This is a genomic window from Paenibacillus sp. FSL R7-0297, from assembly GCF_038009025.1.
Classification (GTDB): domain Bacteria; phylum Bacillota; class Bacilli; order Paenibacillales; family Paenibacillaceae; genus Paenibacillus_AQ.
On sequence record NZ_JBBPAQ010000001.1, the window covers coordinates 1,078,880 to 1,090,926 of the forward strand.

Genomic DNA, 12,047 nt, shown 5'->3' on the forward strand with positions numbered 1-12,047 from the left:
CACCTCTAGTTCTCTAATTATAGTATGGAACCCGGCAAGCGGCTAGATAGAGGATTCCCATTCTACAAAATTAAAAAAAGCATGAGCTTCTATAATCAGAAACTCATGCTTTTGCTGCAAAGGATTATTCGATGCTATCGTCTTCGTTCCCGGTATCAGTTTCCGCTTCAGGCTCGCTGACTTCGCCATCGCCTTCCACTACTGCACCTTGAATTTCTTCGCCGTCCTCTTGCTCAGACAAGTCATCTTCCTCTTTATCCGCTCTGCAGAGCGTAGCCACTGCATCATCCTCACGGATGTTAATCAGCTTAACGCCCTGTGCGTACCGGCCCATGGTAGAAATTCCATCCATACTGGTCCGGATCAGGGTACCGCTGGTCGTGATAATCATCAAGTCCTCATCTGTCTTGACAACCTTCAGCCCGACTACCGGACCGTTCTTATCGGTAAGGTTAATGGTCTTGATGCCTTTACCCCCGCGTGTCTGGGAACGATAGTCGCCGGCAGGCGTACGTTTACCATAACCCTTGGTTGTTACGATCAGCACTTCAAGATCCTTATCTACGCAGTCCATACCAATGACATGGTCATTGTCATCCAGCGTGATCCCTTTAACTCCTGTAGCACTACGGCCCATGGAACGGACATCGCTCTCCGAGAAAGTAATCGACATTCCGCGTGCCGTACCGATAATCAGATTCTGCTCTCCATCTGTCAGCTTCACTTCGATCAGTGAATCTTCCTCACGCAGATTGATCGCTATCAGACCGCCCTTGCGGATGTTGTTGTAGTCTTCCAGAGGCGTCTTCTTCACGATTCCCTCACGGGTAGCGAAGAACAGGTATTTGTCGCTGTCCGCTTCCTCTACCTGGATTACCGCACTAATCTTCTCGCCCTGCTCAATCTGGATCAGGTTGATGATCGGCGTTCCCCGGGCGGTACGTCCGAGCTCCGGAATCTCATAAGCCTTAATCCGGTACACTTTACCCTTGTCGGTGAAGAACATCAGGTAATTGTGGGAGTTACTCACGAAGAGATGCTCCACAAAGTCCTGGTCCTTGGTGTCCATCCCGATCACCCCGCGGCCGCCGCGCTTCTGGCTGCGGTAAGTGCTGACCGGAAGACGTTTGATGTAACCGGTATGTGTAATCGTGATTACAACCTCTTCACGCGGAATCAGATCCTCATCGAGAATACTCTCTTCCCCAACCGTAATTTCCGTTCGGCGGTCATCCGAGTACTTATCACGAATCTCCTGCAGCTCATTGCTGATAATCTCCAGTACGAGATGCTCGTTAGCCAGAATCTCCTTGTATTCAGTGATTTTGGCGAGCAGTTCGTTATATTCATTCTCGATCTTCTCACGTTCCAGACCGGTAAGGCGCTGCATCCGCATATCTAGGATCGCTTGCGCCTGCTCCACGCTTAGACTGAAGGTCTCCATCAAGCCTTCACGGGCAATATCTGTTGTCCGTGAAGCACGGATAAGAGCAATGACCTCATCCAGATGATCGAGGGCAACACGCAGCCCTTCCAGAATATGCGCCCGGGCTTCCGCCTTCTTCAGGTCAAACACGGTCCGGCGGCGGATAACTTCGATCTGATGCTGCAAATAATGATACAGCACATCACGCAGGTTCAGAATCTTCGGTTCATTATTGACAATAGCCAGCATGTTGATCCCGAAGGTAGACTGCATGGAGGTATGTTTGTAGAGGTTGTTGAGCACGACGCTAGGATTCACATCACGTCTCATTTCAACGACTACACGCATTCCGTTACGGTCAGATTCATCACGCAGATCCGTAATGCCTTCGATACGTTTCTCACGCACCAATTCAGCAATCTTCTCAACCAGTCTGGCTTTGTTGACCTGGTAAGGAAGCTCGTGCACAATAATCCGCGCTTTACCGTTATTCTCTTCAATCGTCGCTTTGGCACGCATAGTAACCGACCCGCGTCCAGTGCGGTAAGCCTGACGGATACCTTCACGGCCCAAAATATAACCAGCCGTTGGGAAATCCGGACCTTGAATATATTCCATAAGCTCCATAGGCGTAATCTCAGGATTCTTGATCATTGCCTGCACACCATCAATGACCTCGCCCAGATTGTGCGGAGGAATATTGGTAGCCATACCGACCGCAATCCCCGAAACCCCGTTCACAAGCAGGTTAGGGTAACGCGCCGGCAATACTACAGGCTCATGCTCTTCACCGTCATAGTTGGGAGCGAAATCAACCGTTTCTTTGTTCAGATCGCGGAGCATTTCTCCCGCAATTTTGGACAGCCTCGCTTCGGTATAACGCATCGCAGCTGCCATATCTCCGTCAATAGAGCCGAAGTTTCCGTGGCCGTCTACGAGCATATAGCGCATGGAGAAATCCTGTGCCATACGTACCATTGTTTCATAAACCGCCGAGTCACCGTGAGGGTGATACTTACCGATAACCTCACCGACGATTCTCGCTGATTTCTTGTGAGGTTTATCCGAGGACATTCCAAGTTCCGACATCGCAAACAAAATGCGTCGGTGAACAGGCTTAAGTCCGTCCCGCACATCCGGCAAAGCCCGGCTTACAATGATGCTCATTGCGTAATCCATAAAGGATTCGCGCATTTCCACGCCAATGTCCCGATCCCTGATTTGCGGGTTATTTTGTTCAGCCATGAGTTGGTGGACCTCCTTCAGTTAAAAACCGCTACCCTTTATTATATTACTTTCACAAAAGCAGCACAATTAAACATGATAGCCTTTTATCTTCTATATTGATTTTCTTTTAGTACGGATAAGGATATACGCCCTTTCCGCTGGTGTCTTCAGTACATAGACTGTAAAGACTAGAAGAATGGCTCTATGACCCTGATTTCGTCCAAAAAAGCATAACCCCATATCCTTATATTATAACATTGTTTAGTTAGATTGTCCTGAAAATTCGCCACAGATGAACAAACGGATATACGTTCATCTGTGGCGAAACCGGCAACCGCACAACTACCCAAGGAGGCAGAAAATGAGGATTCAGCGCGTGTCCAGCAAGTGGGCAAAAACGAAAGTCATTCTTCAGAACCGCCTGCTCTCGGTCTTCATTCCGGAAACACGTAAATACGCCCTGGAAGATTTGAAAGAGCTGCTGGGTCTGTACGGAACGGTATATATCAAACCGGACCGCGGCACCTACGGCAGCGGAGTCATGAGAGCTGAACAGCGGGTAGTTCATTTAAGCCCAAGCGAGCAGCAGCCGGATTTAAGCCAACCGGAAACAGAACCTTTAACATGTGAAGCGGAAGCACCAGCAGAACCCAAGCTGATGTATATTCTGAGATACGCCAAGGATGCAGAAATCTTCAATACACCGGAAGAGCTTCATGCTGCCCTATTGCCGCGGATTAAGGGACGTTCTTATCTCGTTCAGCAAGGCATTGATTTGCTTCAGCATCAGGACCGGCCATTTGACCTACGGGTATTGACCCAGAAGAATCTTCAGGGATCCTGGGAGACTACAGGCATGCTCGGGCGGGTGGCTGCGCCGCAAAAGGTGGTCACCAACTATCACAATGGAGGCAGCATTTTTTCGGTAGATGCCCTGTTCAAAGAACATATGACGCCTGAAGAAATGACGGCAACCATCCAGCAGTTGAAATCACTGGGGGTTAGAATCGGGTCCCAGCTGGAAACTGCCTATCCGGGCCTCAAAGAAATCGGACTGGATGTGGCGATGGATCAGCATCATGATCTATGGCTGCTTGAAGTTAATACGCTGCCTTCGATCATCGTCTTCAAAATGTTTCCGAACAAAGCCATTTACCGCAGAATCCACCGCTATGCTGTTGCCTATGGACGTTTGAAACGCACCCACCCGTCCCCAACCTACCGCCGCAGACGAACACTCAAGCATTAAAGTTACGCCAAAAAACTCTCTCCCTGCATTAAAAAACCTCCGGTCCCCCCTATAAGGGAGAAAACCGGAGGTTCGTTATACAGCTTACGCTTAAATGTCGAGATTTTTGACCGATTGGGCATGCTCCTGAATGAATTCACGGCGCGGCTCAACGTTGTCACCCATCAGTGTATCGAAAATGCTGTCAGCCAGCATCGCATCCTCAATCGTTACCTGCAGCATCGTGCGGCTCTCAGGATCCATTGTAGTATCCCAGAGCTGTGCAGCATTCATCTCACCCAGACCTTTGTAGCGCTGAACGTTTACTTTGACGTTCTCACCAAAGCCGGCAATGATCTCATCGCGTTCCTTCTCGGTCTGCGCATAGCGGATGACTTTGTTGCGTTCGATCTTGAACAACGGAGGCTGGGCGATATAGATATATCCGGCATCGACAATCTTCCGCATGTAGCGGTAGAAGAACGTCAGCAGCAATGTTCTGATGTGGGCACCGTCGACGTCCGCATCGGTCATAATTACAACCTTGTGGTAACGTGCTTTGGACAGATCGAAATCATCGCTGATGCTAGTCCCAAGAGCGGTAATAATCGCCCGGATTTCCGCATTGGACAAGATCCGGTCGAGCCGGGCTTTCTCTACGTTCAGAATCTTACCGCGCAGCGGCAGGATCGCTTGGAAATGACGGTCACGGCCTTGCTTGGCCGATCCGCCCGCAGAGTCACCTTCGACGATGTACAGCTCACTGATCGACGCATCCTTGGAGGAGCAGTCAGCCAGCTTGCCCGGAAGGGCGCTGACTTCTAGGGCACTCTTACGGCGGGTCAGCTCACGGGCCTTGCGGGCCGCTTCACGGGCACGGGAAGCCTGCAGCGACTTCTCCAGCACCTTGCGTGAGACAGCAGGATTCTCTTCCAGGAACTCCTGCAGCTTCTCGCCGAACAGAGATTCGACGATCCCGCGGACTTCACTGTTCCCCAGCTTGGTCTTGGTTTGGCCTTCAAACTGCGGCTCAGGAATTTTGACGGAAATAATCGCCGTCAGACCTTCACGGACATCATCTCCGGTAAGATTCTGGCTGCTGTCCTTGATCACGCCTGCCTTGCGGGCATAATCATTGATAATCCGCGTCAAAGCACTCTTGAAGCCGGATTCATGCGTTCCGCCCTCATGGGTGTTGATATTGTTGGCGAAGGAATAGATGTTCTCTGTATAAGAATCGTTATATTGGAGAGCCACTTCAACAGCGATCATATCCCGTGAGCCTTCCACGTAGATCGGGTCATCATGCAGGGCTTCTTTTTTCTCGTTGAGATACTTCACATACTCCACAATACCGCCGTCATACTTGAACGTATTGGAGACTCCGGTCCGTTCATCCAGCAGAGACAGCTCAATGCCCTTGTTCAGGAAGGCAAGCTCGCGGATGCGGGTAAGCAGAGTGGAATATTCAAACACAGTGGTCTCGGTAAAGATCTCCGGATCCGGATGGAAGGTTGTTGTTGTCCCTGTCTCCTCGGTATCACCGATTACCTTGATATCATATTGCGGCGCACCGCGTCTGTATTCCTGCTGGTAGACATGTCCGTCACGTTTGACCGTTACAACTACCTTCTCGGACAGTGCGTTAACTACCGAGATCCCCACACCGTGAAGACCGCCGGAAACCTTGTAACCCCCGCCGCCAAATTTACCGCCTGCATGCAGGACAGTCATAACGACTTCAAGCGTGGATTTCTTCAGCTTTACGTTCTCGCCGACAGGTATTCCCCGGCCGTTATCAATAACAGTCACACTGTTATCTTCATGAATTTTCACTTGAATCCGGTCGCAAAAACCTGCCAGCGCCTCATCGATACTATTATCGACAACCTCCCAGACCAAATGATGCAGACCTTTGGCGCTAGTGGAGCCAATGTACATGCCGGGACGTTTCCGAACCGCTTCCAGCCCTTCCAGTACCTGAATCTGGCTCTCATCATATGTCGGTTGATTCATTGACATGCCTTCACCTACTTCTTTCAGATTATCTCCTGTAACTACCGAAACATTATATTTCTAACAAGATTTTGGCTCTTTTTTTGAGAGTGGAGGAGGAGATAGGGGAGTAGTAGACAGTATTCTTGGTGACGACAATAGACTTCGCTTCCTCTTCACCAATGCGCTCCAGCTTCTTATCCTGCTGGGAATGAGTCATAAATTGCTTCGACACCTTGGAGGACTTCTCAATCGATATATCAAATATAGCAATTAACTCTGAGGATCGAATAATTTTCTCTCCACCCAAATGAATATACATGGTCTTCCTCCGCTCTTTATAGCTCCACTGTGCCGCCGTGCACATGATACAGGCTTGCGCCTTTTAATTTATCGGCATTCAGTCCCTCTACACCGGTGGCGGTGATGAAGGTCTGTACCTTGCTTTGAAATGTTTCGATAAGCTGGGTCTGACGATAGGGATCAAGTTCGGACAAAACATCATCAAGAAGCAGCACAGGATACTCTCCGATCTCCTCATGGATCAGTTCAATTTCCGCCAGCTTGAGCGATAAAGCTGCCGTACGTTGCTGTCCCTGGGAACCGTAGACCTGAGCTTCTCTTCCGTTGATAAAAAAGGACAGGTCATCCCTATGGGGACCCGTCAGCGTCATGCCGCGCCTGATTTCCTGATCTCTTGTTTGTGATAACTTTAACATAAATTTGTCCAATAAGACAGCTTCATCTTCCTCTTCGCGCTCACCGAAAGAGGGGACATAGAGCAGTTTGAGCTCTTCTCCGCCGTTTGTAATGCCGCGATGGATGCTTTCTGCCCATATCTGCAGCTTCTTTATGAATTGTTTCCTTTTTTTGACGATTTTAACACCATGCTCTATAAGTTGCGCATCCCATATCTCCAGAAGCTCCTTGCCGGCAGCTTCTTTTCCCCATAGCTGCTTCAGCAGATTCCCTCTTTGGAGCAGCACCTTCTGGTATTGCTGCAGATGAAACAGGTAGCTGGGCTGGACCTGTCCAATCTCCATGTCAAGGAACCGGCGCCTGATGCCCGGGGTGCCTTTGACAATCTCGAGATCCTCCGGAGCAAACATCACCACATTCAGTGAACCTACGAATTCACTAAGCCGGCGCTGCTCCAGTCCGTTAATTCTGGCTTTTTTGCCTTGGGGTGACAGGGTAAGCTCCAGTTTAAGATCACCGTATTTGCGCTCCACTTCGGCCACAATCTGTGCGGAACCTGCAGGAGCATCGAAGGATATGAGTTCCTTGTCCTTGGAGGTACGGTGGCTTTTGGTCATCGCCAGGACGAACAAAGCCTCCATGAGATTTGTTTTGCCTTGGGCGTTCTGACCGAGAATGAGGTTTACATCGCCCAGGCTCGTAAGGCGCAGCAGCCCATAGTTGCGGTAATACTGCAGACCGATATTTTTGACAAACAAGACCCTGTGCCTCCTTGGGTGTACTACTCTTTGACTCCGCCGCCTTCAACCTCGAATACGCCGTTATCCTGTACCTCTATCTTATCACCCGGGTAGAGCTTTCTGCCACGCCGTTCTTCTTTCTCCCCGTTCACTTGTACGTGCCCTTCCTGCAGCAGCGCTTTGGCCATACCACCTGTGGATACACAATCTGCCAGCTTCAAAAACTGGTCCAGCTTGATATATCCACTGTGGATAACTATTTTTTTCATCTTTTTTGTCCTTTCCACCACTTATCCACAGGCCATGGACAGGGCATTAATTGGTTGTGCGGTAAGGCAGAATGACGTACAGGCTGCGGCTCTCGTCGAGCGGTCTGAGAATAATCGGACTCATCATGCCGGTGAAGGCAATCACGAGCTGCTCACTCTCCACAACCTTCAGCACATCGAGCATATATTTGGAGTTGAAGGAGATCCGCAAAGGCTCACCTTTGAAATCAATTACTTCAAGTTCTTCCCGGACCTTACCCAGCTCTGATGAGCTGGAAGAAATCTCTACGTCGCCATTCTCAAGAGTCTGCATCCGGACAATGTTCGTTTTTTCTTCACGGGATAGCAAATAAGCGCGGTCAATCGATTCGCTGAGTTTTTTTGTATCAAGAGTTAGTTCTGTTTTGTAGGTGGTTGGAATAATTCTAGAAGTATCCGGATAAATGCCGTCCAGGATCCGCGAATAGAACAGCACTTTGTCGATTTTGAAGAGGACCTGGTTATCCGCAACGACAATATCCACCAGCATATTCTGATCCGGGATAATTTTGCTGAGCTCGTTCAACGTTTTGCCGGCAATAACAATATTCGCAAACTGAACATTCTCTGTACCTTCCAGATGTGCTGCTCTTGTTGCCAGACGGTGGCGGTCGGTAGCCGTGAACTTGAACTCGTTATCGGCAAGATTCCAGAGAATACCCGTCAGAATTGGTGTTGTCTCTTGGGTAGAGATGGAGAACGCGGTTTGTTTAATCATATTCTTCAGCAAATCGCCTGGCATTGAGATGGTTTCATTCTCCTCAATGCTTGGCAGAACAGGGAATTCTTCAGGGTCCAGGCCAACAATCTGAATCTCCGTAGATCCGGAAGAGATATAGGTTTGAAAGCCCTCTTTGACTTCCATGTGAATTTCTTTGGAGGGAAGCTTCTTGATGATCTCGACAAAGAACTTGGCTGGAAGCACTACGCTGCCGGGCTGTTCCACTTTTACGATCGTATGGCTGTCATTCTCGGCAGGGATGAAGGATTGAATTGAGATATCCGTGTCGCTTGCCGTCAATGTTACTCCCTGGTGGCTAACCTCAAGCTTTATTCCGGTCAAAATAGGGATGGTTGTTCTGCTCGAGATCGCCTTGGAGACATGGCCTATAGATTCGTTGAGTTCATTTTTGAGAATGCTGATTTTCATGATTTCACTCCTAGCTGAAAAATTGGGAAATGGGTGTACGTTTGACCTCTTTGAATCCTGCTCTTAGAAGATGAATTATTATAGTTATTTAATAGTATTAGTAGTAGGGGCTCCGTTTATGTGGATAAGTCGCTAAACAGCATAAAATTAAGCCTACCCACATGTGTATAGATTGTGTATAGGCTCTTTGTTCCTCTTAGGAAGGATTTTTAATTTTCTCCGCAAGATTATTTACCACTTTATAGAGCTCCTGGTCCACCTTTAATTGCTGCGTAATCTTCTCATGGGCATGGATAACTGTCGTATGATCGCGCCCTCCGAAGGCTTCACCGATCTTGGGAAGCGAATAATCCGTTAATTCACGTGAGAGATACATGGCAATCTGCCTTGGAAAAGCAACAGCCTTCGTGCGTTTCCGTGCTTTGAAATCCTCCATGCGCAAATTGTAGTATTCGCCGACTTTTTGCTGAATATCATTCATGGTGATCATCTTCGGCCGGCTGGAGGGAATGATATCCTTCAGCGCTTCAGCTGCCAGATGCGTATTCACATCCTGATTTGTCAGTGATGAATAGGCTACAACGCGGATCAGTGCACCTTCCAGCTCGCGGATATTTGTGTCGATCTGATTAGCGATGTACATCATCGCTTCGTTAGGGATATCCAGGTTCTCCGCCTTGGCCTTCTTACGGAGAATCGCAATCCGTGTCTCCAGATCAGGAGGCTGAATATCGGTGATCAATCCCCATTCAAACCGGGATCGCAGCCGTTCTTCCAGTGTGGGAATCTCCTTGGGAGGCCGGTCGCTTGAGATGATAATTTGCTTGCGTTCTTCATGAAGAGCATTGAACGTATGGAAAAATTCCTCCTGCGTTGACTCTTTGCCGGCCAGGAATTGAATATCGTCAATCAGCAAAATGTCAACACTGCGGTATTTGTTACGGAAGCTTTCGCCGCGGTTGTCACGGATGGAGTTGATGAATTCATTCGTAAACTTCTCGGACGAGATGTAGATAACCTTATTGTTGGGGTTATGCTCCAGCACATAGTGCCCGATGGCATGCATCAAGTGAGTCTTCCCGAGACCCACGCCTCCGTACAAAAACAAAGGATTGTAAGCTTTGGCGGGCGCTTCGGCTACAGCCAGTGAGGCTGCATGCGCAAAACGGTTGCCCGAACCGATCACGAACGTATCAAAAGTGTATTTGGGATTGAGCAAATGCGTCTGTGCTTCTTCGCGTGAAACTGCGGGAGTGGTCGCCATTTGTTGAACTATTGGCTCAGAGGGTTTGTTCTCTTCAATTACAAATTTGACGTCAACCTGTTGTCCGGTGACCTCATAAACCGTTGCTCCTACCAGTTTGGTGTAGCGACTTTCCAGCCATTCTACGGCAAAAGTTGTAGGCGCCGAGATAATAAGAGCCTGGTGGCTAAACGTTAAGGCCTTGGTAGCCTTAAACCAGGTGTCAAAGCTCGGCTTGCTTAGTTTGGTTTGAATAATCGATAAAATTTGCTGCCATAATTCGGAAGTATGGCTGTCCACAGACTGTCACTCCTTTAAATCTTCCAAATGTGGCATCAGCCATGAAGTGGAAATGTCGAAGAAAATGGGTTGTTGCTGAATCTTATCCCCAATATGCAATATCAAGAGACAAAAAAATATGGATAAATTTGAATTGTTCACAACTTTATCCACAGCTTGTTGATAATATAGAGAACAAACAAATCTATTCACATTCAAAAGTAATACTATCATAGCAAAACCCCCCTTGTTTTTCAATGAGCCACGCTATTTTATCCACAAATTCAATCACTTGTGTATAATTTTTAAGAACACCACTACATATTGTTGATAAATTGTTTACCGTTCGACAGTTTACGTCATGGCTTCGATATTTTTATACACAGGTTGTGCTCAGTTGTGAGCAGTCGACTATTTTTTTTGATCACAAGTGGATAACTATAATGTTCTGTGGATTACTTTTTGGAATAAAAGAACTGTGGATAAGACGCAGAGACGAAAATTCATGGGGATTAAGCAGGCTGGGGATAGCGGCGGAGCTGCTGAAGAGAACTGTGGAGAAATAAAAAAGAGGGAGGAAGGGGACAAGGTTGACTTTTGCCTTGATTATGTGTTTAAATATATAAAGGTGTTTTCTGTGAGGATATGTCTCCAAATTTAATTGATAATACTTGTAGATACTGTCCCTACTCTAAGGACGGCTTAGTCCGTTTCTGCTTATATGACAGTAATTAAGTTCCTGTAAGGGAGGTGCAATACATGAGACCGACGTTCAGACCGAATGTGAGCAAACGCAAAAAGGTGCATGGTTTCCGCAAAAGAATGAGCACGAAAAACGGCCGCAAAGTGCTGGCAGCCCGCCGCTTGAAAGGCAGAAAAATTTTGAGTGCGTAAGTTAGGCCACTTAGGGACCACTGCGGTGGTCCTTTTTTACAAGATGAGAATTCAATGGGTCCCCATAAATATTTGAGTAATCATCGAAGCAAAGCCCCACTTTGTGGGGTTATTTTACATGGGGTCCCCGCAAAAGTTACGGATCAGGCTTCACTATAGAGCCGCACTTTGCGGGGTTTTTTTTGATATATAAGGAAGGAAGAGGACGCCTATCATTTTTTCCTTCTATATATAGCACAGAATTGGCAGCATCTCCTCAGAGCGGGAGGACCACTGTTATTCTGCAGCTGCAACAATAAAAGTATGGCTCTGCAGAGGAAGATAGCGCTACTGCGGGGCTTTTTTTGAAAGATAAAAATGTATACGCTTTGCATCCTTAAGGAGCCTTATCTTTCCGCTGAAACGGATGCCGTTTATGGCATCACCTGAATGACTATACTAATTAGAAGATGAAATTCCGGAGCTTACGCGAAATCCGGTATTTGAATAGGAGAGTCCCGTGCACAAAAGTCTACGATTACGAAACCGTGCCGACTTCAGCCGCGTATACCGCCATGGGAAGTCATTTGCGAATCATCAATATGTGGTGTACTGGTTTCCCAGAAAAGAGGTGGAGCGTTTCCGCGTAGGTATATCTGTCAGCAAGAAGGTTGGAAACGCCGTGGTACGCAACCGGATGAGGCGGCTGGTAAAGGAAATTGTCCGTCACCATGAGCCGGAAATTATCGGGGGTCTGGACATCGTGTTCATCGTAAGAAAAGGAGCGCTTTCCAAGGATTACGGCGAGCTCGAGAAAAGTGTGCTGCATGTGCTTCGCAAAGCCAAGCTGCTCAAGGCTTTGCACAAGTAAGAGGGACA

General features: G+C 48.0%; 10 protein-coding genes. 3 read left to right on the forward strand and 7 right to left on the reverse strand.

Features of this window, described 5'->3' with window-relative positions:
- Window positions 1–124: 124 nt before the first annotated feature.
- Window positions 125–2,671, reverse strand: coding sequence for a DNA gyrase subunit A (gene gyrA / locus MKZ24_RS04620; RefSeq protein ID WP_340781464.1), 2,547 nt, complete (start codon window positions 2,669–2,671; stop codon window positions 125–127).
- Window positions 2,672–3,014: 343 nt separating this feature from the next.
- On the opposite strand from gyrA, the gene MKZ24_RS04625 reads away from it, so the two are divergent.
- Entirely contained in the window at window positions 3,015–3,902 is an 888-nt protein-coding gene (locus MKZ24_RS04625; protein ID WP_042231381.1) for a YheC/YheD family protein, read from the forward strand.
- A 90-nt stretch (window positions 3,903–3,992) separates the two neighbouring features.
- On the opposite strand, the gene gyrB is transcribed toward MKZ24_RS04625, so the two are convergent.
- From gyrB to dnaA, 6 genes are all read right to left on the reverse strand, one after another.
- Window positions 3,993–5,903, reverse strand: a complete 1,911-nt coding sequence (gene gyrB, locus MKZ24_RS04630) for a DNA topoisomerase (ATP-hydrolyzing) subunit B (RefSeq protein ID WP_042132667.1) — start codon at window positions 5,901–5,903, stop codon at window positions 3,993–3,995.
- 46 nt (window positions 5,904–5,949) lie between these two features.
- Entirely contained in the window at window positions 5,950–6,198 is a 249-nt protein-coding gene (gene remB / locus MKZ24_RS04635; RefSeq protein WP_039295738.1) for an extracellular matrix regulator RemB, read from the reverse strand.
- Between the two features lie 16 nt (window positions 6,199–6,214).
- Complete coding sequence (recF, locus tag MKZ24_RS04640) at window positions 6,215–7,333, reverse strand: DNA replication/repair protein RecF (protein WP_042231378.1); 1,119 nt, start codon at window positions 7,331–7,333, stop codon at window positions 6,215–6,217.
- Window positions 7,334–7,356: 23 nt separating this feature from the next.
- Window positions 7,357–7,584: a S4 domain-containing protein YaaA gene (yaaA, locus tag MKZ24_RS04645; protein ID WP_039295744.1), complete on the reverse strand. Its 228-nt coding sequence runs from the start codon at window positions 7,582–7,584 to the stop codon at window positions 7,357–7,359.
- 46 nt (window positions 7,585–7,630) lie between these two features.
- The gene (dnaN, locus tag MKZ24_RS04650) at window positions 7,631–8,773 is read right to left on the reverse strand and encodes a DNA polymerase III subunit beta (RefSeq protein ID WP_039295747.1); all 1,143 of its coding nucleotides are present in this window, start codon (window positions 8,771–8,773) and stop codon (window positions 7,631–7,633) included.
- 196 nt (window positions 8,774–8,969) lie between these two features.
- Entirely contained in the window at window positions 8,970–10,316 is a 1,347-nt protein-coding gene (gene dnaA / locus MKZ24_RS04655; RefSeq protein ID WP_340781465.1) for a chromosomal replication initiator protein DnaA, read from the reverse strand.
- 738 nt (window positions 10,317–11,054) lie between these two features.
- On the opposite strand from dnaA, the gene rpmH reads away from it, so the two are divergent.
- Window positions 11,055–11,189, forward strand: a complete 135-nt coding sequence (gene rpmH / locus MKZ24_RS04660; protein WP_340781466.1) for a 50S ribosomal protein L34 — start codon at window positions 11,055–11,057, stop codon at window positions 11,187–11,189.
- Between the two features lie 499 nt (window positions 11,190–11,688).
- Window positions 11,689–12,039, forward strand: a complete 351-nt coding sequence (rnpA, locus tag MKZ24_RS04665; protein ID WP_042140607.1) for a ribonuclease P protein component — start codon at window positions 11,689–11,691, stop codon at window positions 12,037–12,039.
- The last annotated feature ends 8 nt before the right edge of the window (window positions 12,040–12,047 follow it).